We start from the raw sequence: 25,840 nt of genomic DNA, 5'->3' as shown, positions 1-25,840 counted from the left end.
CTTTTTTTATAAGGGTGTAGTTTCATAAAATGGTTATTTTTAGGTGAAGTCTCAAAAGTGAGATGGTATATTTGTTCGACAAGTTGTAAGGTAGCGTCTCAGAAATAAACCAAATTCTAATAAGTATAATTACAGAATATTCACTAACAAATATAAGGAAAAGTTCATGGCTAGTCAGTTCCGAATGGACTCAGTTCCTGGTTCTTTAGTTGTCGTTGGCGGAACTTATGAACCTTGGTTATCCGTGTTAGAACAAGTGGGATGGCGTTGTTCACAGGTTGCAGATCTGAGAAAAGCAGATGCGTTATTTTCGGAGCTGGGACCCTCTATTGGTATTGTCGATTTAAGTAAAGATGAGTTCAGTCTGAACGGTATTGCAAACTTAGTGAGCAGTCACAGGCAGGTTCGCTGGATTGCATTTATTCGCGAGTCTCAACTAAGTTCAGATACAATTTGCCAGTTTATTGTGAACTTTTGTATTGATTTCTTTACAGCTCCAATCCCGGATGCTCAGTTACTAAGTACCATCGGCCATCAATTGGGCATGCTAAAGCTAGAGAAAAAAGTATGGCCAAACTGGGGAATGAATGGTGATCTGGGGCTCATTGGTGAATCAGTGCCGATGAAGCGTCTGAGGGATCAAATTAAACGTATAGGACCTACAGATGTCAGTATTCTTATTCACGGCGAAAGTGGTAGTGGTAAGGAATTAGTTGCAAAAGCGGTTCATCAGACTTCTTCTCGTGCCCAGAGGCCATTTGTTCCTGTTAATTGTCGGGCTATGTCTGAAAAGCGGTTTGAAACGGAGCTTTTTGGTATTGGTTTAGACTTTAGTAACAATGAACATCAGTCTATTTTAGAACAGGCTGACGGAGGAACGATCTTACTTAACGATATTCTTTCGATTACGAAAACTCAGCAACTTAATTTGTTGCGTTTTTTCCAGGAAGGAACCGTTGAAACCTCTCAGGGTTTTAAAAAGGTTGATGTTAGGATTTTAGCGGCCAATTCATCCGATATTGAAAAAGCACTGATTGATGGCGATTTTAATGAAGAGTTGTACCATTATATTAATGTGTTAAGAATTAACGTTCCCAGCCTGAAAGAGAGAATGGCGGACATTCCTTTATTAGCCAATCATTATCTTCAGGTCTTTTCTAAAGAATATAATGCTCAGGCTAAGGGGTTTACTGACAGTTCATTGAAAGCGTTAGCCCGATATCAATGGCCTGGTAATATTCGTGAATTGATGAATCAGATAAAACGGGTTGTACTGATGTCAGACTCGGTGATTCTGGAAGAAGATGCATTGGATCTTCCAAAAAGAAGCGAAGGTAAGATGAGCCTGAAAAATATTCGGGAGCGTTCAGAAAAAGAAGCGTTGATGTTGGTGCTGGAATCGAACGGCGGACAAGTTTCGCAGGCTGCAAAAGAACTGGGTATTTCCAGAGCGACAATGTACCGTTTGCTGAACAAGCATAATCTTCTTTCAGAAGAAGTCTTTTAACCAATCAGCTTTTGTTTATGAGTATAAAAGAGCTTCAGATGAAGCTCTTTTATTTTATTACCAAGATGAAGGTTTATGGACAAGGGTTTGAGTAAACCGTAAAGATATCGTCAATTTTCTCCATTACTTCTTCTGACAGAATCACGTCTTTGCTCTGGATATTGGTTTTTAACTGTTCCATTGTTGTTGCGCCAATAATGGTTGAACCGGTAAAAGGCTGTTGGTTTACAAATGCCAGAGCCATCTGAGCTGGGTTTAATCCATAATCCTGTGCCAACTGTATGTAAGCTTCTGTTGCTTTTATCCCCTGAGGAGTAAAATAGCGTTTAAAGCGTTCATACAGTGTGCATCTTGCGCCTTGCGGACGTGCATTATTGAGATATTTTCCGCTCAGAATGCCAAAAGCCATTGGCGAGTAGGCTAACAGACGAATTCCTTCATAGTGACATATTTCCGATAGACCGACTTCGAAGCTACGGTTTAACAGGTTAAAAGGGTTTTGAATGGTAATAGTTCTGGGAAGATCGTGTTTTTCGGCAAGTCGAAGGTAAGTCATTAATCCCCATGGTGTTTCATTTGAAATACCGATGTACCGGACTTTCCCTGCTCTGACGACATCATTCAGCGCCTCAAGGGTTTCAATTATAGGTGTGTTATCGTTTTTTTGTGCAGATGTTTTATAATTTAATTTTCCGAAATAGTTTGCTTCTCGTTGGGGCCAGTGTACCTGATATAAATCTATATAATCAGTTTGTAATCTTTCCAGACTGGCGTCGACAGCCTGATGAATATTTCGGTGATCAAGTGTCATATTGTCGCGAATGTAGGGGACATTTCTGGGACCAGCTACTTTAGTGGCAAGAATTACTTTTTCTCTTTTACCTGACTTTTTAAGCCAGTGGCCAATAAATTCTTCTGTTTTTCCCTGAGTTTTTGCCATCGGTGGAACCGGATACATTTCTGCCGTATCAATGAAATTGATACCACTATCTAAGGCAAAATCCAATTGTTGCTCTGAGTCCTGTTGAGTATTTTGCTCTCCAAACGTCATGGTTCCTAAGCAAAGTTTACTGACTTCTAAATTTGAGTGGGGAAGTTTAACGTATTGCATCGCACATCCTTTTATCGTTGTTTTTACCGTCAGTGTTAGCGTTTTTAGGCGTCAATGTCCAGTATATAATGTAAGCTTTGTAGAGAAACCGTTTCTTTTCGGATTAATATAGCCGGTTCAGAGATAATAATTTTCCAGAATGTAAGCAGTAAAAAGTGTGCGTAGGTAGAATCCACGAGGCAGCGTTTTTATTGGTTTCCCTGTTGAACTGTAAGCTTCCGTTTTAACTCTTCCGTTTGCAGCTTTAGGACGGAGTTGTAAATATTGTCCATGCTTTGCCGTTATTTGCTCAATTTTTCCTAGGACGATAAATTCCATGAGTTCTTCCCAGTCGTCTTTTAACCATTGTTCTTCTTCTGGTGATGGGCTCCAAATCAATGGTGAGCCTGTCTTTCTTTCTCCAATTGGAATTTCCCGTTCCCCTTCAACAGGCACCCAGAGTACACGGGATAATTTATTTTTTACATGACTGGTTTCCCAGGTCAGTCCCTGAACTCCGGTTAATGGGGCAACCGATACAAAAGTGGTTTCAAGAGGTTTACCTGTATGGCTGATAGGAATGGTTTTCAGTTCAATTCCCAGCTTGTCAAAATCCTGTTGAGGACGGCTACCCGATGGTGCGCCTAAATGCCATTCAATAAGCTGTCCAATCCAGCCTTTGTCTCTCAGTAGGTTTTCGGGAACGTTAATGTTTGCATCACCGGCCAGTTCGGCAAGTGTGCGTCCTGCGATTGACCGGGCTCTCGTCAGTAGCTCTTCTTCTGTTTTTGGTTCTGGTTTCATATGAAATAAAGATAAAAAATAAATGAAATTCTATCAAACCCCTTGTATGAGATCTTCTGTCATAGTGATCTAATTTTGGATCGTCTCTTATTCATAACTTATCCACAAAGAATGAAATTGTTCAAGCTAAAAGCAAGGTAATGTATGGGTATACAGTGCAAAGATGAATGTTTATACGGAAAAAAATGAAAAAAAATAGACAATTTTTTAAATTAATGTGGATAAAGCCTGATGTGATGGATCTTTGAACAGAAAAATTGCATTCAGGATCTTTGTTGATCTTTTTGTTTGTTCTTATGATGGCTGTTGGACTTAATTTGATGATTTTAAATATTTTTTTTATTAATTGTTTAACTATTGATAATTAAGGGAGTAATTTGAATATTGGTGTTTTTATACTAATTGATATCTTCTTAACAGGGTTATTCACAGAAAAGGTGAATAAATTGAATTTTGTCACAAAAATTTGTTAATAACTTTTTTGAAAAAGATAAAACAGTGATTTTTGGTTCTGACGCATAAAAATTGTCACAATCTTTCTGCGAAATTTGCTCCTGATGGGGATATGTGGAAAAATCATAATAACTTAAATTTTTTTAGAGGTTTGCCAGTGATCGATGGCGATGGTTACCGATTGAATGTTGGTATTGTAATTTGTAACAACCATGGTCAGGTATTCTGGGCGAAACGATACGGACAACACTCCTGGCAATTTCCACAAGGTGGAATCGATGAAGGAGAAACCCCTGAACAAGCTATGTTCCGGGAGTTATATGAAGAGGTTGGGTTAACAAAGAAAGATGTCAAAATTGTAACGACCAGCCGGCATTGGTTAAAGTATAAATTACCAAAACGGTTAGTTCGTTGGGATTCCCAACCCGTCTGTATCGGACAAAAACAGAAATGGTTTCTTCTGCGTTTGGATTGCCAGGAATCCAGAATTAATATGCAGCGAGGAACTACCCCTGAATTTGATGGTTGGCGCTGGGTAAGTTATTGGTACCCGGTAAGACAAGTTGTTTCGTTTAAGAGAGATGTGTATCGTCGTGCGATGAAGGAGTTTTCATCCTCAGCTATGCCTTTTAAAGAGCGTAAGATGAAAAATAAACGTAGATTAAAAAGAGGATAAGCATGCTGTCTCAGCTTCGGAGTATCGTCGAGCAGGTTTCAAAAATAGACAATATTCAGCAGGCTTTACAGGTTTTAGTCAAAGAAACCTGTCAGGCAATGTCTACCGAGTGTTGTACTATTTACCTCGCTAACGAAGAGAAGCAACGATTAGAGCTGATGGCGACTCAGGGATTAAAATTCAGAGGGAATAAGATCCATATCAGTTATAGCGAAGGTCTTGTCGGACTGGTTAAACGTTCTGCGGAACCTTTGAATCTGGCTGAGGCTTCTACCCACCCCAATTTTAAATATTTTAAACAGCTCGGAGAAGAGATTTATCACAGCTTTCTTGGTACTCCTATTATCTATAGAAAACAGATATTAGGTGTTTTAGTGGTTCAGCAGAGGGAACCCAGACAGTTTAATGAGATTGAAGAGTCTTTTATTGTCACATTGGCGGCTCAGTTGGCTGTGATTATGGCTTCTGCTCAGACTCAGGGACTATGGAAGACATCAAAGCGTCCGAAAAGACAGATTCTTTTTACCGGAATACCGGCTTCAAGTGGCGTAGCAATAGGAGAGTATTGGTGGGATAACAGTCAGCCTGAGCTTGGCGATGTTTTGCCTGCTTCCTGTGTTAATCCTGCTTACGAGCAGGAATGGTTGTCCCGGGCCATTGATAGTGCTCTTGCTGATTTTCGTAAATTGCGCAAGAAGCTGGACAGCGATATCAATAAAGATACGTTAGCCATCTTTGATCTTTTTACCCACCTGTTGAATGATCCTATGCTCAGAAACGATCTCAAGACACGGATTCTTGCCGGAGATCGGGCTGACTGGGCCGTCAGACAGGTTGTTGAAGAGTACTCAGAGCGGTTTGCCAGCATGTCCGATACCTATTTACGTGAAAGAGCTCAGGACTTGAAAGAGTTAGGACAACGCCTACTGTTTTTTCTTTATAATAGCGAAAATGAACAGTATGAGATTAGTTCCCCTGTCATTTTAGTTGTTCGGGAACTGACGGCTTCTATTTTAGCCAGTGTACCGAAGGACAAACTCCTTGCAGTTGTTTCTCTTGAGGGGGCTCCTAATTCTCATGCAGCGATTTTGTCCCGGGCTATGGGTATACCGACGGTCATGGGGGTTACGCTCAACCTCGATAAAATTAGTGGGAAACGGGGAATTGTAGATGGCTACAGTGGAGCCGTTTATGTTGAACCGGACCGGGCTTTGATTTATGAGTATCAGGCACTGGCAAGGGAAGAACGGGAACTGGCGGAAATGGCGGATCGTGTTTTACCTGAGCCCGCCGTAACTCTGGATAATCATCGTATTCAGGTCTTATTAAATGCCGGCTTAAGTGCGGATACCAGTCTGGCTGTGGATCAGGGGGTGGATGGTGTCGGTTTGTACCGGACAGAGATATCATTTTTGTTGCAGCAGAGTTTTCCTTCTGAAGAAGAACAGGTTCAAAGATATCGAAAAGTATTACAGAGTTATCCGGGTAAAAACGTTGTGATGCGAACCTTGGATATCGGTGGAGATAAGCCGTTACCCTATTTACCGATTGAAGAAGATAATCCATTTTTAGGTTGGCGTGGTATTCGTTTTTCTTTGGATCATCCGGATATTTTTTTGATTCAGTTGCGGGCTATGATAAGGGCAAGCAACGGTATTAAAAATCTATCTATTTTGCTGCCAATGTTGTCTGGTATTTCTGAATTAGATGATGCTATTCAACTTATTGAGCAGGCGTATCAGGAAGTAAAGGCTTTAGACTATGATGTCGATATGCCGAAAGTCGGTATAATGGTCGAAGTTCCATCGATGCTGTATTTATTGTCTTTAATTGCTCATCGTATCGATTTTATTTCTGTTGGGACCAATGACTTGACGCAATATTTACTTGCTGTCGATCGGAACAATTCCAGAGTTTCTGATGTCTATGAATCATTGCATCCTTCTGTGTTGCAGGCAATGAAGCACATTATTGATGTATGCGAAGCCAAAGGTTTAGATGTTTGTGTTTGCGGAGAGTTGGCCGGTGATCCTATAGGGGCTTTGTTATTGGTTGGAATGGGTTATCAGAAGTTAAGTATGAATACATCCAACGTGGCCAAAATAAAGTACTTGCTCCGAAACTCTTCTGTAAAAGATTTGAAGAAACTTGTCGATGAAGCGTTACTGAAATCCTACGGTCATGATATTTATAGTATGATGTCGGAATATTTTGAGGAAAATAACTTCGCAGGCTTTATTCGTGCGGGTAAAAAATAATAGTAGTAATTAATGATAACAATAGAATTGATTGCACAGTTATTAATGCTGGGTTGTATTGTCGGCGTTCTGGCAGGGTTATTAGGAATTGGGGGCGGGCTGATAGTAGTGCCCGCTTTATTATATCTGTTACCTCAGGTTGGTATTGATCCTGTTGATGCGATGCAGTTTGCTTTAGGGACGTCACTGGCGACAATCATTCTTACATCAGGATCGTCAGCCCTGCATCATTTAAAGTTTGGTAATGTAGAAATATTTGCGGTTAAATTTCTTTTGCCGGGTATCGTTATCGGGGGATTTTGCGGAGCAACCGTTGCTGAATTAATTCCGGGACAGTACCTCCCCAGAATTTTTGGTGTCATTGTCTTCTTGCTTGCCCTGCAAATGTACCGCTCTATAAAAATTGTCAATCAATACCCAATGCCAAATGCGATGTTTACAACCCTATCCGGTGTTATTATCGGTACTATTGCAAGTCTGGCTGGTATTGGTGGTGGGGCTCTGACTGTACCATTTCTGAACCGTTATGGGGTTGAAATGAAAAAAGCCGTGGGCTCATCTTCGGTATGTGGTTGTATTATTGCTATATCGGGAATGATAGGTTTTATATGGCATGGTGCGCATATTGATGTATTGCCGGAATACAGTCTTGGTTATATCTATTTACCAGCATTATTGTTTGTATCCTGCACATCGATGCTGACAACACGAATTGGTGTCAGGTTAGCAACAAAGCTGCCGACAACGATGTTGAAGAAAGTATTTGCTGTTTTTCTTATGTTAGTTTCGATTAACATGCTTTTCCATTAACTTTTCCCGGCATAATTAAAGGTTTATTTATGACCCAAAGTTATTTTCATTTTCCTCATATAGACCCGGTTGTTTTTTCTCTTGGTCCTATTTCTGTGCGTTGGTACGGTTTGATGTATCTGTTTGGTTTTTTGTTTGCTACATGGTTAGCAAATCGAAGGGCTGATAAAAAGGATAGTGGGTGGAACCGTCAGCAGGTTTCGGATTTATTATTTGCGGGCTTTATCGGTGTTGTTATAGGTGGACGACTCGGTTATGTGCTTTTTTATGGGTTTGATTATTTTCTCAATGATCCGCTGTACTTGTTTAAAATCTGGACCGGAGGAATGTCATTCCATGGCGGGTTACTTGGTGTTATTACCGCTATGTTTCTGTATGCAAGAAAAAATGGAAGGACATTTTTTGGGGTATCAGATTTTGTAGCTCCGTTAGTTCCTTTCGGGCTGGGATTGGGGCGGTTAGGTAATTTTCTGAATGGTGAATTATGGGGGAGACCAACGGATGTACCCTGGGCAATAATTTTCCCCGGTGCAGGTCCTTTACCCAGACACCCTTCTCAGTTATACGAATTGTGTCTGGAAGGCATTCTTCTTTTTGTTGTGTTGAATGTCTTCATCCGGAAACCCAGACCAGCGGGGTCGGTATCCGGACTCTTTTTAATAGGTTATGGTTGTGTCCGTATCTTTGTTGAATTTTTCCGTGAGCCTGATGTTCAGTTAGGGTTGTTTGCCGGGGGGATCTCAATGGGACAGATTTTATCAATACCGATGATTTTTGTGGGTGTAGTGCTTATGTTGTGGGCATACAAAGCAAATCATAAAGTTACTCAATAATGAAGTTTATGAGGATTTATAGTGAAACAATATCTTGAGCTTTGTCAGCGAATCGTCGATGAAGGTAAGTGGATCGAAAATGAGCGAACCGGCAAACGTTGTTTAACCGTCATCAATGCCGATTTAACTTATGATGTTGCCGCTAATCATTTTCCGTTGGTTACGACCAGAAAAAGTTTTTGGAAGGCCGCTGTCGCTGAATTGCTAGGATATATCCGTGGTTATGATAATGCTGCTGATTTTCGTAAACTGGGGACGAAAACCTGGGATGCCAATTCTAATGAAAATGAGGCATGGCTTAATAATCCATATCGTAAGGGAACGGATGATATGGGGCGAGTCTATGGTGTTCAGGGACGTAATTGGGCGACACCGGACGGTGGTCACATTGATCAGCTCAGAAAAATTGTAGATGATCTGACCCGGGGAGTCGATGACCGCGGAGAAATTTTAAATTTCTATAACCCTGGTGAATTTCATATGGGATGCCTTCGCCCATGTATGTATAGTCATCATTTTTCTCTTCTGGGAGATACTTTGTATCTGAACAGCACTCAGAGATCGTGTGATGTTCCACTGGGGTTAAATTTTAATATGGTTCAGGTTTATGTATTTTTAGCATTGATGGCCCAAATTTCTGGTAAAAAACCTGGGCTGGCTTATCATAAAATCGTTAATGCTCATATTTATGAAGACCAACTTGAATTAATGCGTGATGTTCAGCTGAAAAGAGAGCCAAAGCCGTCACCTCAGTTCACAATTAATCCTGATATTAAGTCATTGGAAGATTTGGAAACCTGGGTAACGTTGGATGATTTTGAAGTGACAGGTTATGAGTTTCATGAACCCATAAAATATCCGTTCTCTGTATAAAAAATAGTTTATTTATATTGATTTGTTAATAAAAAGTCCGGAGATATTTTACTCCGGGCTTTTTGTTTTACTCTTATATTATTCAGACGGTTAATGCCAGAATAGAGCCCGGAACGATCAGGAACAAAGTAGTCAGGTAACCGACCACAACTGCTTTACTTTTTACGGCCATTTCTGAAATCATGTCAGCTCCTTTCAGTGGAATATTCCTTAAGAAAGGGATGCCAAAGATAACGATAGTGGCCAGAATATTAAAGGTTAAGTGTACCAGAGCGATTTGAAGGGCAAATATGGCAAACTCACCAGATACAGCTGTTGCTGCTAATAGTGCGGTAATACATGTTCCGATATTGGCCCCCAGAGTAAATGGATAGACTTCTTTGACTTTCAGAATTCCAGAGCCGACAAGAGGGACCATTAAGCTGGTAGTTGTGGATGATGACTGAACCAGAACAGTAACAAGGGTGCCGGACGCAATACCGTGAACAGGGCCCCGGCCAATTGCATTTTTTAATATATGTTTGGCTCGTCCCACCATTAATTTTTTCATTAGTTTGCCCATAACAGTGATGGCAATGAAAATTAAGGCTATTCCCAAAAAGATTAAGGTTATCCCACCGGCTACATCACCAAAGCTTGTCAGAAGCTCTTTTAGTGCGTGTATGACCGGTTTTGTGATTGGTTTGATGAAGTTAAAACTTTTAATACTCATATCACCGGTTGAAAGCAGAGGTGATACCAGCCAATGAGAAATCTTTTCTAAAAAGCCAAACATAAGTTCTAAAGGCAGAAAAATGAGCACCGCCAGCAGATTAAAAAAATCGTGGATTGTGGCGCTGGCAAAGGCTCTTTTAAATTCTTCTTTGCAGCGAAGATGTCCCAGACTGACTAATGTGTTTGTTACGGTTGTTCCGATATTGGCTCCCATAATCATAGGAATTGCAGTTTCAACAGGAAGTCCTCCCGCAACAAGCCCTACGATAATGGATGTCACGGTACTGGATGATTGGATCAGAGCTGTTGCTACTAGTCCTATCATCAGTCCGGCAACAGGGTGAGAAGCAAATTCGAAGAGTACTTTTGCCTGATCCCCGGTTGCCCATTTAAAACCACTTCCTACTAGTGCAACAGCAAGAAGTAACAAATATAGCATGAATGCCAAGTTTGCCCAGCGTAGCGTTCGTAGCGTGTTTGTTACGGGGGTTACAGCCGTCGTCGCCTGGTTCATCATTGATATTCTCCATGGTCAGAGACCATTAATTAATAAGCTCGGCGATAGTAGTGCTTAAATATTTCAAAAATATGACAGTGATAAATAATTGATATTTTATATGCATTAATTGTTTTTCTTTTGATTAACCATTTGAAAAATAGTGATTAATACTAATTTTTAAATGTTTCAGATTATAAAGAAAAGTTAGCTTTGTCACATAATGATCATTTTATTGTCATATAAAACATCGAAAATTCCGATATAAAAGCTAAAATAATTCAAAATATTCGAAGTATTAAAGAGAGAGCTTCAAATGTCGCATTTAAACTACAATCACCTCTATTATTTCTGGATGGTTTGCAAAAATAATTCAGTGACGAAAGCGGCGGATGCCCTCTTTTTAACGCCACAAACGGTGACAGGGCAGTTAAAAAGCTTAGAAGAAAGGCTGGGGGGAAAACTGACCAAAAGAGCAGGCCGTAGTATAGAGGCAACGGAACTGGGTCAGTTAGTTTTTAAGTATGCTGACAGAATGTTTGGATTGAGTTATGAAATGTTGGATATTGTTAATTATAGTCAGCGTTCAAATTTGCTATTTGATGTTGGGGTGGCAGATGCTTTATCGAAAGAATTGGTAAGTGAAATTTTATCCTATGCTATCCCATCTGATAGTAAAATCCATTTGCGTTGTTTTGAATCGACTCATGAAATGTTACTTGAACAATTATCACAGCATAAGTTGGATATGATTTTGTCCGATTGCCCTGTTGATTCAACCAGAAGTCCTGGTCTTTTTAGTAAGAAACTCGGCGAAAGTGTGATGAGCTTTTTTACTTATGGTGATTATGATGGGCAGGAGAGCGATTTGATTGAGCATCTGACAACAAAGAAACTGCTTATCCCCGGTAGTCGGACTGCCATGGGGCGAAATGTCATTCATTGGTTTGATCAGCAAGGTATTCAACCGGATATTTTGGGAGAATTTGATGATGTGGCTTTAATGCTGGCGTTTGCCCAGTCACACCAGAATACGGTGTTTATTGCTCCTTCTTCATTTTTGTTAAATCGTACCGCACCTTCAATGCCTAATCTGGTTGGGGAAATCCCTTCTGTTTCCGAAGGTTACTATGTTATTTTTGCTGAAAGAATGATTCAGCACCCTTCTGTTAAAAACTTATGTGATGCTGACTTAAGAAATTTGTTTCATTTGTAAATTGCTACATTTATGACACCATGATGGATATTCAGTAAAATCTATAGCTAATAGTTAAAAATGAGACTCTTTATTCATGATTTTGCATTGTTAATTGGGTTCTTTTTTTTGAGAATACCCTTATTTATTGAAAATGAATATGCAAATGTGTATTCCCAAGATTTGAGGATTTCAAATGATTGACTTAGAAAAGATGGAGGCTAACTCTGGAAGAGCAGTCGCATTGTTAAAAGCGATGGCAAATGAAAGACGATTACAGATCTTATGTTTGTTGCTTGGCACTGAGTTGTCTGTTGGAGCATTAAGCTCAAAATTATCCCTGAGTCAGTCTGCATTATCTCAGCATTTGGCATGGTTAAGACGAGATGGGCTGGTTCAGACCCGGAAAGAGGCTCAGACGGTATTTTATTCGCTTAAAAGTGAGGAAGTGAAGAGAATGATTGAATTACTGCATGATATCTATTGTTCGGTGAGATAATCCGGATATAAAAAAACCGGCGAAGGCCGGTTTTTTTTATCACTGCAGTGATGAATCAGAGCTAAATTACAGAGCTTTGATTGCAGCAGCAAAACGAGACTTATGACGAGCTGCTTTATTCTTGTGAATAAGGCCTTTAGTTGCCATACGGTCTAGGATTGGTGTTACAGCTGTAAATGCTGCAGTTGCAGCTTCTTTATCACCAGCTTCAATAGCTGCGATAGTTTTTTTCATATAAGTGCGCATCATAGAGCGACGGCTAGCGTTGTGCTGACGACGTTTCTCAGCCTGGATAGCGCGCTTCTTAGCAGATTTACTATTTGCCAAGGGTCTTACTCCCAAAAAACATTAGTTCAGTGACATTTTAAGGGCAGGGAATATCCACTATTTGCTCTTAAATGTCAAATGATTTGTGTAAAAACCCGTCGACACAAAACATTTTTTGGCGTCTGGTGGTCTTCACGGTTAAGATGGCGGGATTCTAACAGTATTTTTTTTTGAATGCTAATACTTATATGGCCTAACCCGAACATTCTTAGGGTAAATTGAGTCTATAGCATTTTTTATAAGTTGAGGTATTAGTGAGTAAGCGTCTTATTAAGTCTGGCATGATTGTAAGTGCCATGACCTTAGTCTCTCGTGTTTTGGGATTAGTGAGGGATGTTGTTGTTGCAAATTTGATGGGAGCCGGGGCAAGTGCTGATGTTTTTTTCTTTGCGAATAAAATCCCTAACTTTTTAAGAAGACTTTTCGCTGAAGGCGCCTTTTCTCAAGCATTTGTTCCTGTTCTGACAGAAAGTTATGCTCAGGGCGATATGGATAAGACCCGTCAGTTGATTGCCAAAGCGTCCGGGACACTGGGCGGGATTGTGACTCTTGTGACGTTATTGGGTGTTTTAGGGTCAAGTGTTGTGACGGCTCTTTTTGGCGCTGGCTGGTTTATGGATTGGTTACACGATGGTCCGGCTGCGCCTAAATTTGAATTGGCTAGTTTGCTACTTAAGATAACGTTTCCTTACCTATGGTTTATTACTTTTGTGGCATTGTCCGGCGCAATATTAAATACGATAGGTAAATTTGCTGTTTCTTCGTTTACGCCTGTTTTTCTCAATATATCCATCATTAGCTGTGCTTTGTTTCTGTCTCCTCATCTTGCTCAGCCCGAGATAGGGCTGGCTATAGGGGTCTTCCTGGGAGGATTGATTCAGTTTATTTTTCAATTGCCCTTTCTCAAACGGGCTGGCTTCTTAGTCCGGCCTAAGTGGGGATGGAATGAACCGGGAGTTGTTCAGATCCGAACTCTGATGGTGCCGGCTTTATTTGGTGTTTCAGTCAGTCAGATAAACTTATTGTTCGATACTTTTATTGCCAGTTTTCTGCAGACAGGATCTATCAGTTGGCTATATTATTCTGACCGGCTTCTGGAATTTCCCCTCGGGTTATTTGGTATTGCTATCGCAACCGTTATTTTACCCGCATTATCCCGAAAACATGTGGACGCTCAGCCGGTTGAGTTTTCTCATACCATGGATTGGGGAGTAAGGATGGTTTGCTTGCTGGGGATTCCGGCGATGCTTGGCCTGATGATTCTGGCAAAACCCATGATTATGGTTCTCTTTATGCGTGGTGAGTTTTCTCCGACAGATGTTGAGCAATCTTCCTTGTCTCTACTGGCTTACGCTTCCGGGTTGCTCAGTTTTATGTTAATTAAAGTGTTAGCGCCCGGATACTATTCAAGACAGGATACGAAAACACCGGTGAAATTCGGAATTGTCGCAATGGTATCGAATATGGTATTTAATGCTATTTTTGCCTGGTTTTATGGTTATATCGGTTTAGCTATAGCGACGTCGGTTTCTGCCTTTATTAATATGGGGTTACTTTATCAGGGATTGCATAAGGCTAATGTTTACCAAATTTCCAGAACAACGCTGTTTTTTATTGTTCGCTTATTTATTGCAGGTGTAGGCATGATAGCAGTGATCTGGTACCTTCTTGAAGATATGCAGGTCTGGCTGAACTGGGATCTTCTTCATAGAGCTCTTGCACTGGCAATTATGATAGGTGTCGGTGCATTTGCGTATATTCTGGTGCTTTCCCTTTTGGGAATCCGGCCAAAACATTTAAAAGCGGCGACAGACTAAAGTAGTTTAGTATATAATCCGTCGGTTTTTGCATTGAGTTAAACGTTAGCAGGTAGTCAACAAGCTCCATGGAACTGATCCGAGGTATACAGAATATTCGAGTGCAGCACCAGGGCTGTGTGATGACAATAGGCAATTTCGATGGTGTACATTTAGGCCATCAGGAGGTCTTAAGTCAGGTTTCGAAAAAAGCGAAAGAGCTGGGGTTGCCTTCGGTTGTGATGACATTTGAACCACAACCAATGGAATTATTTGCTAAAGAGCATGCACCTGCGCGTCTAACACGTTTAAGAGACAAATACGTGCAATTGAGTCGATTGGATATCGATCGTTTGTTGTGTGTCAATTTTAATCGCCATTTTGCCGATTTATTAGCAGAGACGTTTATTCGTGACTTGTTGGTAACTCGCTTGGGTGTTAAGTTTCTTGTTGTTGGTGATGACTTCTGTTTTGGTAAAGCCCGGGAGGGCAATTTTGAGATGCTGAAACAGGCCGGAAAACAATACGGCTTTGAAGTCGTCAGCACAAAAAGTTTTTGTGTGCAGTCTTTACGGGTAAGCAGTACTGCTATTCGTGAGGCACTGGCTCAAAATGATTTAGAAGCCGCTTCAGATATGCTGGGGCGCAATTACAGTATCAGTGGTCGGGTATCTCACGGACGCAAGCTGGGACGAACAATCGGATTCCCTACAGCTAATATACCTTTGAAGCGTTGCGTATCGCCTGTGTCCGGAGTTTATGTTGTTGAAGCTTCAGGAATATCGGGCTCGCCTGTTGGTGGCGTCGCTAATATTGGTCAGCGTCCGACAGTTAATGGTGTCCGTCAGCAACTGGAAGTGCATTTGTTTGATTTTCAGGGAAACCTGTATGGCAGACAGCTTGAGGTTGTTCTCTTACATAAATTAAGAGATGAGATTAAATTTGATACATTTGATGCGTTGAAAAAACAAATAAATTTGGATGCTGAAGCAGCAAGGGTGTGGTTGCTTCAGTTTAAGGGCCAACAGAGGTCATGATTTTTGTTGGTATTTAATGTCTAACTTCGCCCAACATAATGGAATTAAGAATCGATGAGTGAGTATAAAGATACCCTGAACTTACCTGAAACAGGGTTTCCAATGCGCGGCGATCTGGCTAAACGTGAGCCAGGTATGCTTGACCGCTGGTACGCCGAAGATTTATACGGTGAAATCCGCAAAGCGAAAAAAGGTAAAAAATCATTTATTTTGCACGATGGTCCTCCCTATGCCAACGGCGATATTCATATTGGTCACGCACTGAATAAGATTCTTAAAGACATTATTGTAAAATCCAAAACACTTTCAGGTTTTGATGCGCCTTATGTGCCTGGCTGGGATTGCCATGGTCTGCCAATCGAATTGATGGTAGAGAAGAAAGTTGGTAAACCAGGACAGAAAGTTACTGCCGCAGAATTCAGGGAAAAATGCCGTGAGTATGCAGCCGGACAGGTTGAAGGTCAGAAAGAAAGCTTTAAACGCTTAGGCATTATGGGTGAATGGGATAAACCATACCGCACTATGGATTTTGCTACAGAAGCGAATATCATCCGGGCTTTAGGCAAAATTGCTGATAATGGTCATCTTCTTAAAGGGTTCAAACCTGTTCACTGGTGTACCGATTGTGGTTCTGCACTGGCCGAAGCGGAAGTTGAATATAAAGATAAAAAATCACCATCTATCGATGTGCGTTTTAAAGCAAAAGATGCGGATTCGGTTTTATCTAAATTTAAGTTAGAAGGTTCTCAGGGTGAAGGTGATTTGTCTGTCGTTATCTGGACAACGACCCCCTGGACGTTGCCGGCTAACCGAGCCGTATGTTTGCACGAAGATCTGGAATACGTCATTGTGCAGGTTAAAGGTGAACAACCTGAACGTATGATTCTGGCTTCTGAGCTGGCTAAATCAGTCATGGAGCGCGCTGGAATTGAAGATTATGAATTCCTGGGTTATGCCAAAGGAGCTGATCTTGAACTGGAGCAATTTTTCCACCCGTTTTATGATTTCTCTGTACCGGCTATTCTCGGCGACCATGTTACGACTGAATCTGGTACTGGTATTGTGCATACGGCTCCCGGCCATGGTCAGGAAGACTTCATTGTTGGTCAGAAATATAACTTGGAAGTAGCGAATCCGGTTGGTTCGAATGGTGTGTTTTTACCTGATACTGAATATTTTGCTGGTCAGCATGTTTTTAAAGCAAACCCTGCCGTTGTTGAATTGCTGAAAGAGAAAGGCGCGTTACTTCATTATGAAGAATTTGAGCACAGTTATCCTCATTGCTGGCGTCATAAGACCCCGATTATTTTCCGTGCCACTCCTCAATGGTTTGTTTCTATGGATCAGGCGGGTCTTCGTTCTCAGGCTCTGGAAGCCATTAAAGGTATCAAATGGATGCCTGACTGGGGTCAAAGCCGAATTGAAGGCATGATTGAAGGTCGTCCTGAATGGTGTATTTCCCGTCAACGGACCTGGGGTGTTCCAATTGCGCTGTTTGTACATAAAGAAACGGCGGAGTTGCATCCTAACTCACTGGAACTGATTGAAAAAGTGGCCAAGTTTGTTGAAGAAAAAGGCATTCAGGCCTGGTGGGATCTGGAACCTGAAGCTGTGCTTGGCGTTGAAGATGCTCAAAACTATGAGAAAGTTCTGGATACTCTGGATGTATGGTTTGATTCCGGTGTGACTCACTATGCTGTTGTTGATAACCGTGAAGAATTTCATGGTAATGAACCTGATATGTATCTGGAAGGTTCCGATCAACACCGCGGTTGGTTCCAGTCATCGCTGATTTCTTCTATGGCAATGAAAGGGAAAGCGCCTTATAAGCAAGTTCTGACTCATGGTTTCGTTGTGGATGGTCAGGGCCGTAAAATGTCGAAATCAATTGGTAATGTTATTGCTCCGAAAGATGTTACTAAGAGATTAGGTGCTGACATTCTACGGTTGTGGGTTGCATCAACGGATTATACCGGAGAAGTGGCGGTTTCTGATGAGATTCTGAAACGCAGTGCCGATGCGTATCGTCGTATCCGTAATACTTCCCGTTTCTTACTTGCAAACCTGAATGGTTTTAATCCGGCAACGGATATTGTTCCGGTGGACGAAATGGTCGCACTTGATCGCTGGGCTGTAGGGCAGGCGCTGGCTGCACAGAATGAAATCGTGAAATCTTACGACGAATACAATACTCATGCCGTGGTGCAACGTCTGATGCATTTCTGTTCAATTGAAATGGGATCATTCTACCTTGATGTCATCAAGGATCGCCAATATACAGCAAAACGTGGTGGTCACGCGCAGCGTAGTTGTCAGACCGCATTGTATTTTATTGTGGAAGCTCTGGTTCGTTGGATGGCACCTGTACTTTCCTTTACGGCAGATGAAATCTGGAATGCGATGCCTGAATTGCAGGCTGATGGTCAAAAACGCGGTAAATTTGTATTTGCAAGCGAATGGTTCGAAGGTCTGTTTGGTCCTGCAGAGGATGAGGAACTCAATGATGCTTTCTGGACGGATATTCAGTCTGTTCGGGGTTCTGTTAATAAATTGCTGGAAGCAGCCCGTAGCGATAAAACTATTGGTGGCTCACTTCAGGCTGAAGTTGTTCTGTTTGCCGATGATGCTTTAGCGGATAAATTAAATAAACTGGAAGATGAATTACGATTTGTTTTACTGACTTCAAAAGCGGAAGTGAAACCTCTGAGAGAGAAGGCAGATACCGCGCACGAAACAGAATTGGAAGGTTTATTTGTTGAAGTCAATGCAACAAAAGCTGAAAAATGTGAACGATGCTGGCACCATACGTCAGATGTCGGTACGATTGCCGGACATGAGCACATTTGTGGTCGCTGTGTGACTAACATTGAAGGTGCGGGTGAAGTTCGTAAATTTGCTTAAGAGGTTTCATGACTAGGCTTTTTGAGAAAAAATCAGGATTGCGCTGGCTATGGTTGGCGCTCCTTGTTTTTATTGCTGATATATTGACTAAGTTGTTAGTAATGAATTCAATGGGCTATGGTCCTGAAAATCAGATTAACGTGCTTCCGTTTTTTAACCTTACCTATGTACATAATCCCGGGGCAGCCTTTAGTTTTTTAAGTGATCAGTCGGGCTGGCAGCGGTGGTTGTTTACCGGCGTAGCCTTTTTTGTTGTGATGTTGCTGCTTTTTTGGATGAAAAAGCTGCCGGTAACTGAAAAATGGAATAATAGTGCTTATGCCTTAATCATTGGTGGTGCACTGGGCAATGTCTGTGATCGTATCGTTCACGGTTTTGTTGTTGATTTTCTTGATTTTTACCTTTTTGGTGAGCATTTCCCTGCATTCAATTTAGCTGATAGTGCCATTTGCATTGGTGCCTGTATGCTGATATTTGATGGCTTTCGTAAGAAAGAATCCTAATAAGCAGAGGTAATAACCTTAGGCGCTGTCTGTTGATTCAGATAGCGCTTTTTGCTATTAACTGATAAATAATTATTCGATGAGCAGTACAAGATGAAAATATTATTAGCAAACCCTAGGGGGTTTTGTGCCGGTGTGGATCGGGCAATCAGCATTGTGGATCGAGCGTTAGAAATGTACCAGCCACCTATCTACGTTCGTCATGAAGTTGTTCATAATCGTTTTGTCGTTGAAGGCTTAAAGAAACGAGGTGCTATTTTTGTTGAGGAACTGAGTGAAGTTCCGGATAACAATATTGTTATTTTTTCTGCTCATGGTGTTTCACAGGCGGTGAGAAATGAAGCGGCCAATCGTGCTCTGACAGTTTTTGATGCGACTTGCCCATTGGTAACCAAGGTGCATATGGAGGTCGCCCGTGCAAGTCGTAAACATATGGAAGTGGTTCTTATTGGTCATGCCGGACATCCTGAAGTAGAGGGGACCATGGGGCAATACTCCAGTAAGGAAGGGGGGATGTATCTGGTTGAACGTTCCGGTGATGTAGATGAGCTTGTTCAGTTGGTTAAGGACCCTTCTAATTTGCATTATGTCAGTCAGACAACACTTTCCGTTGATGAGACGGCGGATGTGATTGACCGGTTGAGAGCGGTTTTCCCTGATATTCAGGGGCCGAGAAAGGACGATATATGTTACGCAACGCAAAACCGGCAGGATGCTGTCCGGGAGCTGGCGCAGCAGGCTGATGTGATGATTGTTGTCGGATCAAAAAATTCGTCTAATTCGACCCGTCTCAAAGAACTGGCTGAAAAGTTAGGGACACCCGGTTATCTGACAGATTGTCCCGAAGATATTAAGGAACACTGGTTTGAAGGCGTAGAAACGGTTGGAGTTACCGCTGGTGCGTCAGCGCCTGAAGAGCTGGTTAACCAGATTATCAGCAAACTGACTTCATTTGATTCCTCTTGTGTTGAAGAGATTCATGGACGGGAAGAGAATATGTTCTTTGAAGTCCCGAAAGAGCTTCAGGTCAAACAGGTTAACTAACCGGATTAGATACGAGTCATAAAAAATCCCCGCACTCTCAGTGAGACGGGGATTTTTGTGGGCTCAGAAGTGTTAACCGAAAAGCTACTCGTGTTTGATTCCCACTATACCCATATCTTCGCTTTCTGTTCCTTTTGATTGCTTGATGACATATCCCATTACCGCTACGGCAAAGATAAATCCGAGAATTGTAGATAATTGCATTGGCAACCCAAATCCAAGAGTATTGTTACTCAGGATAAAACTGGTACAAACTGTTGTCATGAATAAGGCAGGAACCGATGTTACCCAGTGCAGCTTATTATGTCTGATTAGGTAAGCCGATGCGGTCCAAAGCATAATGACGGCTGTACTTTGGTTGGCAAAACCGAAGTAGCGCCAGATAATCCCAAAATCAACCTGAGTAAGTACGCCGCCAAGGACAAATAAAGGCAAAGCCATCATCAGTCTGCTTTTTAGCGTTTTTTGTTCCATATTAAAATATTCAGCAAGAATTAAACGGCTGGATCGGAATGCTGTATCACCGGATGTAATAGGTAAAATAACCACCCCCAGAAATGCCAGAATTCCGCCGAAGACACCTAACAGTCCGAATGAAGAGCTGTATACAACATTACCCGGACCGCCATTTTTTATGGCTTCAGAGAGTCCGTCCAGTGAATCGAAGAAAGATAATGCAATCATGCACCAGATAAGCGCAATAATACCTTCACCGATCATTGCGCCGTAAAAGACGAAACGGCCATTTTTTTCGTTTTCCATACAACGGGCCATCAAAGGGCTTTGGGTTGCATGGAATCCGGAAATTGCACCACAGGCTATGGTGATAAACAGAGCCGGCCATAAAGGCATATCTTTAGGATTCATATTGGAGAACATATCGGTTACTTTGAAGTCACTCATAACAGAGTGTTGTCCGGATACACTGATGGCAATAAACAAACCAACAGACATGAAAATCAACAATGCACCAAAGAACGGATACAGACGTCCGATAATTTTGTCTACAGGGACAATGGTAGCCAGAATATAGTAAGCAAAAATAGCCACAATCATTACCGTACCACTGATATGAAAACTGGTCTGGTTATTGATTAAATTTGTCAGCATTCCAGCCGGAGCCGATACGAAGACAACCCCAACCAGTAACAATAAGACAATGGCAAAGATGTTCATAAAGTGTTTTGCGCCATTGCCCAGATATTTACCGGTAATTGAAGGGACGGATGCTCCGCCGTTTCGAACCGACAGCATTCCTGAAAAATAATCATGAGTAGCTCCGGCAAAAATACAACCGACAACAATCCACAGCATTGCGGCCGGACCGTATAGTGCCCCCATTATCGGGCCGAAAATCGGTCCTACACCGGCAATATTAAGTAATTGTACCAGATAGACTTTTTTTGTAGACATCGGAACGTAGTCGACTCCGTCCTGCTGGGTATAGGCTGGAGTTTGACGTTTGACGTTAATACCGAAGATTCGTTCTATGAAGGCACCGTAAATAAAGTAGCCTCCTATTAATGCTGCGACGCAGGTTAAAAACCAAATCATAGTGTAATCCTTTTGTTTCGTTATTCTAAGTGCGTAGGTACGATGTTCTTATTCATGTTAAATCGTATTGGACGGTAAGAAAAAATGCATTCAGTTCTTAAATAAGAGGCTGTATTTATATTTAAGTGGTTCTGTGACGAGTTAAGTGGTTTTACATTGCAATAGGATTTCTTCTAGCCAGAGTATGCAATTTGGTGTCATAGTTGTAACTAATGGAATATTAAGAGTAATGTTATATGAAAAAGTGGATTGCACTGATGTGTGTTTTATTTCTGTTTGGCTGCTCTGTTACCGATGTGGATTTAGCTAAAGAGGGGAACTGGTATCAGATTGGTTATAATGATGGCATTGCCGGGTTGTTACAACGGTCTAACAGCGCCTTATCTGAACTGGGGATTGTGAATCAGTCTGAATATGACCAGGGATATATCGATGGAGTGGATAAGTACTGCAACCCGAATTTTGCTTATCAGATTGGTTTAAGTGGCCAGTATTACGAAGGTGTATGCAATGGTTTGAAAAATGGGAATAAATTCCGTATGGAATGGAAACGGGGTTGGGAACAATATAACCGTGGAAGAATGTAATCCTCTCTTGTTGTTAGGGGAGCAGAGAGCATCAGCTCTCCTTTGAGGAACGAATGGCCTGTCTGAGGAAACCATCCGAGCGGGATAATGATTGTTCTGCTTCCTGGCAGGATAGCCCGGTAAGTTCCATTAGTATGGCTATTTTTGCATTATTGTTACTTTGTCTCAGTAAGTCTGTTGCTCTGGATTTATTACACTCTGTTGCCTGCATGACAATTCTGATAGCTCGTGCAACCAGTTTTTCGTTGGTTGCTTTGACATCGACCATCAGGTTTTCGTAGCTTTTACCCAGACGGATCATACTGGCCGTGGTCAGCATGTTTAAAACCAGTTTTTGTGCTGTCCCTGATTTCAGGCGGGTAGATCCGGTTAAGGCTTCCGGGCCGACGATAGGAGAAATGGCTATGGTTGCTGATTGGGCGATGGGCGAGTCAGGATTACAGCTGACTGCGACGGTAGTGGCTCCAATTGAATTGGCATAGTCAATTGCGCCAATCACATAGGGAGTGCGGCCACTGGCCGCAATACCAACGACTATATCATCAGGTGTTAGCTTAATGGTTTGTAAGTCGGATTTGCCCTGCTCGCGGGAATCTTCAGCTCCTTCCTTTGCTTTAAACATCGCTTCTTTACCGCCGGCAATTAGTCCGACAACCATTTGATCGGAAACTCCAAATGTTGGGGGACATTCTGATGCATCTAAAACACCTAAACGCCCACTGGTTCCGGCTCCGCAATAAATTAATCGCCCGTTATTTTTAAAACAGTGGGTTATGTTATCTACAGCCCGTGCTATTTGAGGAAGAACTTTTTCAACGGCAAGTGGCACCATTTTATCTTGTCGGTTCAGGCGTTCAACTATGTCGTTGGTGGACAGTAAATCGATATCCATGGTGTCCGGATTCCGGCCTTCTGAGACAAGCAGAGACAGGGTATTGAGTAACGTTTCGTTCGTCATGGTAATCCTTAGTTAATCTGGCAGATAGACACAACCCAGTGTGGTTGCTTTCTGGGCGCCTGTGACAGACGGAAGGTTTGCCGGAAGGTGATGTATCCGGCGGTAGGCCAGCCAGGCAAAAGCCATGGCTTCCATATCGTCTTCATTGATTCCATAAGCTTTTGTCGTGGTAATTGTCCAGTCAGGAAGTTTATTTGTTAATCCATTTATTATTAGTGGGTTATGAACTCCACCGCCACAAACAATGAGCGTTGGCGCTTTTCCCTGACCTAAAGGTTTAACTGATTGATGAATGGTTTGAACTGTGAGTTCAACCAGAGTTCTTTGCACATCTTCTTTTTGAATAGGTTCGCCATATATTTGTAAGCATTTTTTCAGCCAGGATAAATTGAAATATTCTCTTCCGGTACTTTTCGGGAAGGGTTTTGAGAAATAGTTATCGCTAAGTAACAGAGTCAGTAATGCGGTGTTTGTTTCTCCCTGCTTTGCAAATCTGGCATTTTCATCAAACGGTTTTCCCGTATGACATTCGCACCATTCATCAAGCAGCCCATTTCCGGGTCCGGTATCGAATCCCGTTACGCTACCATCGGGTTGTATCACGGAGACGTTGGCAATTCCACCAATATTCAGAATGACCAGAGATGAATGAGATTGCTGAAATACGGCCTGATGAAATGCCGGTACTAAAGGAGCTCCCTGTCCGTTAAAGGCCATATCTTTGCGTCGAAAATCCGCAACGGTTTGTATTCCGGTTCTGGCGGCAATAATATTGGCATCACCAATTTGCATGGTAAAAGGATTTTTACCTTCTGGCTGGTGGTAGATAGTTTGTCCATGACAACCGATAGCTACTATGTCTTTGGCTGAAAAGGACGTTTTTTCCAGTAAAGCAATTACGGATTCCGCATATAATTTTCCCAGACGGTGATCCAGTTCACCTAGCTTACTCAGTGTTATTGTGTGGTTAGCATGCAGTTCTTTCAAGTCTGATGCTAATTTTTCCGGCATAGCAACAAAGTGGCTATCGATTAATTTGGCTGAGCCTTTTTCGATGGTTGCCAATGCCAGATCGATTCCATCCAGACTGGTTCCGGACATAATCCCTAAATAAAGCTCACCTGCCATGTTGATTTATCCTATATAATCAGCATTTAAACTGAATAATGTCACTATCGTCTGACAACTGCAATATCCAAAAGGAGATACTATGGGACCGCTTTGGCTTGATGTCGCAAGTTACGAGTTGAATGCTGAGGAGAGAGAAATTTTAGGGCATCCAACCGTTGGAGGTATTATTCTTTTTGCGAGAAATTATCACGATAGTGAGCAGTTGTCGGCGTTAACTGCATCAATACGAAAAGCCTCTAAACGTCCGGTTTTGATTGGTGTTGATCAGGAAGGAGGAAGAGTTCAGAGATTTCGTGATGGATTTACCACTATTCCCGCAGCGAAACAGTATGCACTGTGTGGTCAGGATGAAAATATTGCTTATCAGGCTGGATGGATGATGGCATCTGAGCTTATTGCTCATGATGTTGATCTGAGTTTCGCTCCTGTTCTGGATCTTGGTTATGAATGTCCGGCCATCGGTGACCGGTCATTCGGTACGGATGTAGAGACCGTTATCCGTTACAGTCAGGCCTACCTTAAAGGAATGAAACAATTGGGTATGGCTACGACCGGGAAGCACTTCCCGGGACATGGCGGAGTGAAAGAAGATTCACATAAAACACTTCCGACAGATAACAGAGATAATATTCTGGATAATGATATGTCGGTGTTTCGTTCCCATATTGAAAATCAGTTACTGGATGCTGTGATGCCGGCTCATGTTGTCTACTCTCAGTATGATAGTCAGCCAGCCAGTGGTTCTTCGTTCTGGCTAAAAGATATTTTGAGAAAAAAACTGGGATTTCAGGGGGCTGTTTTTTCCGATGATTTAAGTATGGAGGGGGCCGCAGTGATGGGCGGAGTCGTTTCCCGGGCACATCAGGCACTGGCTGCCGGATGTGATATGATTCTGGTCTGTAACCGTCCCGAAGCCGCAATCGACGTTCTGGATAATTTACCGGTAATGGAAGTGCCGGTAGCTGAAAATCTGATAAAAAAACAGCAATTCTCTCTGGATGAATTAAGAGGATCTGAAAAGTGGAAACAAGCCAGACAACAGTTAGAGAAGCTTCTTGATAAAGTAGATTAAGAAGAGATACCGATGGCTTCTTTTAGTTGTTTCAGATATCGCCTGCTAACCGGAACGGTATGATTGGAAATTGTAATGATCTCGGCAAGGCCATTGTCGAGTAACCTGATTTCGTTGATGGATGAGGTATTAATCAGATATTGACGATGGCACCGCATCAGGGGCGTTTTTTCTTCAAGTTGTTTTAATGTTAACTGACTGGTGGCCGTCTGCTTGTTTGTTTTAACGTGCACTCCGGAAATATCACTAAATGCATACTCGATTTGTTTTACCGGAATAACCAGAATCCGGTTTAACCCGACACAGGGAATTTGTTCCAGGCATTTTGGGACAATAGTACTGGTGTTTTGGATCATAGACGTTCTTCGGAGAAGCTTATTGATTGTTTTATTCAGACGATCTTCCTGAATCGGCTTTAAAAGGTAGTCAAAAGCGTTATCTTCAAATGCTTTAATGGCATACTGATCATAAGCGGTCACAAAAATAACGAATGGCATGGTGTCAGGATCAAGCATCGATAGCAATTCCATACCGGAAATCTGGGGCATATGAATATCAAGAAATACCACATCCGGTTTTAATTGATTAATCATCTTAAGACCTTCAATCGCATTATTGGCTTCACCAATGACCTGTATCTCTTCGTAGTCTTCTAATTGTGAAATTAACTCTTCTCTGGCCAGCATTTCATCATCAATCACAAGCGTTTTTATCATCATTTT

General features: G+C 41.8%; 23 protein-coding genes. 15 read left to right on the top strand and 8 right to left on the bottom strand.

Annotated features, from left to right (window positions below):
- Positions 1–166 precede the first annotated feature (166 nt).
- Positions 167–1,507: a cyclic-di-GMP-binding transcriptional regulator VpsR gene (gene vpsR, locus LRQ06_RS04540; RefSeq protein ID WP_232765239.1), complete on the top strand. Its 1,341-nt coding sequence runs from the start codon at positions 167–169 to the stop codon at positions 1,505–1,507.
- A 73-nt stretch (positions 1,508–1,580) separates the two neighbouring features.
- Here vpsR and LRQ06_RS04535 read toward each other — a convergent pair whose 3' ends face one another.
- Both LRQ06_RS04535 and mutH read right to left on the bottom strand, forming a co-directional pair.
- Positions 1,581–2,618: an NADP(H)-dependent aldo-keto reductase gene (locus LRQ06_RS04535; RefSeq protein WP_232765238.1), complete on the bottom strand. Its 1,038-nt coding sequence runs from the start codon at positions 2,616–2,618 to the stop codon at positions 1,581–1,583.
- Positions 2,619–2,735: 117 nt separating this feature from the next.
- Positions 2,736–3,401: a DNA mismatch repair endonuclease MutH gene (mutH, locus tag LRQ06_RS04530; RefSeq protein WP_232765237.1), complete on the bottom strand. Its 666-nt coding sequence runs from the start codon at positions 3,399–3,401 to the stop codon at positions 2,736–2,738.
- Positions 3,402–4,011: 610 nt separating this feature from the next.
- Between mutH and rppH the strand changes: the two genes are divergently transcribed.
- From rppH to LRQ06_RS04505, 5 genes are read left to right on the top strand one after another with little or no spacing between them, the layout of a single operon-like run.
- Positions 4,012–4,530 carry an RNA pyrophosphohydrolase gene (gene rppH, locus LRQ06_RS04525; RefSeq protein ID WP_232765236.1) on the top strand — a complete coding sequence of 173 codons (519 nt, stop codon included), beginning with the start codon at positions 4,012–4,014 and terminating at the stop codon, positions 4,528–4,530.
- A 2-nt stretch (positions 4,531–4,532) separates the two neighbouring features.
- The gene (gene ptsP, locus LRQ06_RS04520) at positions 4,533–6,788 is read left to right on the top strand and encodes a phosphoenolpyruvate--protein phosphotransferase (protein ID WP_232765235.1); all 2,256 of its coding nucleotides are present in this window, start codon (positions 4,533–4,535) and stop codon (positions 6,786–6,788) included.
- A gap of 15 nt (positions 6,789–6,803) precedes the next feature.
- Positions 6,804–7,598 carry a sulfite exporter TauE/SafE family protein gene (locus tag LRQ06_RS04515; RefSeq protein WP_232765475.1) on the top strand — a complete coding sequence of 265 codons (795 nt, stop codon included), beginning with the start codon at positions 6,804–6,806 and terminating at the stop codon, positions 7,596–7,598.
- Positions 7,599–7,627: 29 nt separating this feature from the next.
- Entirely contained in the window at positions 7,628–8,431 is an 804-nt protein-coding gene (gene lgt / locus LRQ06_RS04510; RefSeq protein ID WP_232765234.1) for a prolipoprotein diacylglyceryl transferase, read from the top strand.
- 21 nt (positions 8,432–8,452) lie between these two features.
- Positions 8,453–9,304, top strand: a complete 852-nt coding sequence (locus LRQ06_RS04505) for a thymidylate synthase (protein WP_232765233.1) — start codon at positions 8,453–8,455, stop codon at positions 9,302–9,304.
- Positions 9,305–9,386: 82 nt separating this feature from the next.
- On the opposite strand, the gene LRQ06_RS04500 is transcribed toward LRQ06_RS04505, so the two are convergent.
- Entirely contained in the window at positions 9,387–10,535 is a 1,149-nt protein-coding gene (locus tag LRQ06_RS04500; protein ID WP_232765232.1) for a Na/Pi symporter, read from the bottom strand.
- Positions 10,536–10,830: 295 nt separating this feature from the next.
- Between LRQ06_RS04500 and nhaR the strand changes: the two genes are divergently transcribed.
- Both nhaR and LRQ06_RS04490 read left to right on the top strand, forming a co-directional pair.
- The gene (gene nhaR / locus LRQ06_RS04495) at positions 10,831–11,730 is read left to right on the top strand and encodes a transcriptional activator NhaR (RefSeq protein ID WP_232765231.1); all 900 of its coding nucleotides are present in this window, start codon (positions 10,831–10,833) and stop codon (positions 11,728–11,730) included.
- A 178-nt stretch (positions 11,731–11,908) separates the two neighbouring features.
- Positions 11,909–12,208 carry an ArsR/SmtB family transcription factor gene (locus LRQ06_RS04490; protein ID WP_232765474.1) on the top strand — a complete coding sequence of 100 codons (300 nt, stop codon included), beginning with the start codon at positions 11,909–11,911 and terminating at the stop codon, positions 12,206–12,208.
- Between the two features lie 66 nt (positions 12,209–12,274).
- On the opposite strand, the gene rpsT is transcribed toward LRQ06_RS04490, so the two are convergent.
- The gene (rpsT, locus tag LRQ06_RS04485; RefSeq protein ID WP_004397918.1) at positions 12,275–12,535 is read right to left on the bottom strand and encodes a 30S ribosomal protein S20; all 261 of its coding nucleotides are present in this window, start codon (positions 12,533–12,535) and stop codon (positions 12,275–12,277) included.
- Positions 12,536–12,789: 254 nt separating this feature from the next.
- Between rpsT and murJ the strand changes: the two genes are divergently transcribed.
- From murJ to ispH, 5 genes are all read left to right on the top strand, one after another.
- Entirely contained in the window at positions 12,790–14,352 is a 1,563-nt protein-coding gene (gene murJ / locus LRQ06_RS04480; protein WP_232765230.1) for a murein biosynthesis integral membrane protein MurJ, read from the top strand.
- A 68-nt stretch (positions 14,353–14,420) separates the two neighbouring features.
- A complete protein-coding gene (ribF, locus tag LRQ06_RS04475) occupies positions 14,421–15,368 on the top strand; it encodes a bifunctional riboflavin kinase/FAD synthetase (protein ID WP_232765229.1) in 948 nt (315 codons plus the stop codon).
- Between the two features lie 54 nt (positions 15,369–15,422).
- Positions 15,423–18,269 (top strand): isoleucine--tRNA ligase, encoded by a 2,847-nt coding sequence (gene ileS / locus LRQ06_RS04470; RefSeq protein ID WP_232765228.1) that lies wholly within the window; start codon positions 15,423–15,425, stop codon positions 18,267–18,269.
- Positions 18,270–18,277: 8 nt separating this feature from the next.
- Positions 18,278–18,772, top strand: a complete 495-nt coding sequence (lspA, locus tag LRQ06_RS04465) for a signal peptidase II (protein ID WP_232765227.1) — start codon at positions 18,278–18,280, stop codon at positions 18,770–18,772.
- A gap of 93 nt (positions 18,773–18,865) precedes the next feature.
- Positions 18,866–19,816, top strand: a complete 951-nt coding sequence (gene ispH / locus LRQ06_RS04460) for a 4-hydroxy-3-methylbut-2-enyl diphosphate reductase (protein WP_232765226.1) — start codon at positions 18,866–18,868, stop codon at positions 19,814–19,816.
- An 84-nt stretch (positions 19,817–19,900) separates the two neighbouring features.
- Here ispH and LRQ06_RS04455 read toward each other — a convergent pair whose 3' ends face one another.
- Complete coding sequence (locus tag LRQ06_RS04455; protein ID WP_232765225.1) at positions 19,901–21,370, bottom strand: carbon starvation CstA family protein; 1,470 nt, start codon at positions 21,368–21,370, stop codon at positions 19,901–19,903.
- A 236-nt stretch (positions 21,371–21,606) separates the two neighbouring features.
- Here LRQ06_RS04455 and LRQ06_RS04450 point away from each other — a divergent pair, with 236 nt between their 5' ends.
- Positions 21,607–21,957: a DUF2799 domain-containing protein gene (locus tag LRQ06_RS04450; protein WP_232765224.1), complete on the top strand. Its 351-nt coding sequence runs from the start codon at positions 21,607–21,609 to the stop codon at positions 21,955–21,957.
- 31 nt (positions 21,958–21,988) lie between these two features.
- Here the strand turns inward: LRQ06_RS04450 and murQ are convergent, their stop codons facing one another.
- Together murQ and LRQ06_RS04440 are read right to left on the bottom strand one after the other, a co-directional pair.
- Positions 21,989–22,915, bottom strand: coding sequence for an N-acetylmuramic acid 6-phosphate etherase (murQ, locus tag LRQ06_RS04445; protein ID WP_232765223.1), 927 nt, complete (start codon positions 22,913–22,915; stop codon positions 21,989–21,991).
- A gap of 12 nt (positions 22,916–22,927) precedes the next feature.
- Positions 22,928–24,043 carry an anhydro-N-acetylmuramic acid kinase gene (locus LRQ06_RS04440; protein WP_232765222.1) on the bottom strand — a complete coding sequence of 372 codons (1,116 nt, stop codon included), beginning with the start codon at positions 24,041–24,043 and terminating at the stop codon, positions 22,928–22,930.
- A gap of 82 nt (positions 24,044–24,125) precedes the next feature.
- Here LRQ06_RS04440 and nagZ point away from each other — a divergent pair, with 82 nt between their 5' ends.
- Positions 24,126–25,118, top strand: coding sequence for a beta-N-acetylhexosaminidase (gene nagZ, locus LRQ06_RS04435; protein ID WP_232765221.1), 993 nt, complete (start codon positions 24,126–24,128; stop codon positions 25,116–25,118).
- Here the strand turns inward: nagZ and btsR are convergent.
- On the bottom strand, positions 25,115–25,834 hold the full coding sequence (gene btsR, locus LRQ06_RS04430; RefSeq protein WP_232765473.1) for a two-component system response regulator BtsR: 720 nt from the start codon (positions 25,832–25,834) through the stop codon (positions 25,115–25,117). The genes nagZ and btsR overlap by 4 nt on opposite strands.
- Positions 25,835–25,840 lie beyond the last annotated feature (6 nt).

This window comes from Vibrio salinus (genome assembly GCF_021272385.1).
Classification (GTDB): domain Bacteria; phylum Pseudomonadota; class Gammaproteobacteria; order Enterobacterales; family Vibrionaceae; genus Vibrio; species Vibrio salinus.
This window is presented reverse-complemented; position numbering and strand designations above follow the sequence as displayed.

Coding starts and splice junctions, on each gene's coding strand:
- vpsR (WP_232765239.1), top strand. CDS start 167: ATGGCTAGTCAGTTCCGAATGGACTCAGTTCCTGGTTCTTTAGTTGTC.
- LRQ06_RS04535 (WP_232765238.1), bottom strand. CDS start 2,618: ATGCAATACGTTAAACTTCCCCACTCAAATTTAGAAGTCAGTAAACTT.
- mutH (WP_232765237.1), bottom strand. CDS start 3,401: ATGAAACCAGAACCAAAAACAGAAGAAGAGCTACTGACGAGAGCCCGG.
- ptsP (WP_232765235.1), top strand. CDS start 4,533: ATGCTGTCTCAGCTTCGGAGTATCGTCGAGCAGGTTTCAAAAATAGAC.
- lgt (WP_232765234.1), top strand. CDS start 7,628: ATGACCCAAAGTTATTTTCATTTTCCTCATATAGACCCGGTTGTTTTT.
- LRQ06_RS04500 (WP_232765232.1), bottom strand. CDS start 10,535: ATGATGAACCAGGCGACGACGGCTGTAACCCCCGTAACAAACACGCTA.
- nhaR (WP_232765231.1), top strand. CDS start 10,831: ATGTCGCATTTAAACTACAATCACCTCTATTATTTCTGGATGGTTTGC.
- ribF (WP_232765229.1), top strand. CDS start 14,421: ATGGAACTGATCCGAGGTATACAGAATATTCGAGTGCAGCACCAGGGC.
- ileS (WP_232765228.1), top strand. CDS start 15,423: ATGAGTGAGTATAAAGATACCCTGAACTTACCTGAAACAGGGTTTCCA.
- lspA (WP_232765227.1), top strand. CDS start 18,278: ATGACTAGGCTTTTTGAGAAAAAATCAGGATTGCGCTGGCTATGGTTG.
- ispH (WP_232765226.1), top strand. CDS start 18,866: ATGAAAATATTATTAGCAAACCCTAGGGGGTTTTGTGCCGGTGTGGAT.
- LRQ06_RS04455 (WP_232765225.1), bottom strand. CDS start 21,370: ATGATTTGGTTTTTAACCTGCGTCGCAGCATTAATAGGAGGCTACTTT.
- LRQ06_RS04450 (WP_232765224.1), top strand. CDS start 21,607: ATGAAAAAGTGGATTGCACTGATGTGTGTTTTATTTCTGTTTGGCTGC.
- murQ (WP_232765223.1), bottom strand. CDS start 22,915: ATGACGAACGAAACGTTACTCAATACCCTGTCTCTGCTTGTCTCAGAA.
- LRQ06_RS04440 (WP_232765222.1), bottom strand. CDS start 24,043: ATGGCAGGTGAGCTTTATTTAGGGATTATGTCCGGAACCAGTCTGGAT.
- nagZ (WP_232765221.1), top strand. CDS start 24,126: ATGGGACCGCTTTGGCTTGATGTCGCAAGTTACGAGTTGAATGCTGAG.
- btsR (WP_232765473.1), bottom strand. CDS start 25,834: ATGATAAAAACGCTTGTGATTGATGATGAAATGCTGGCCAGAGAAGAG.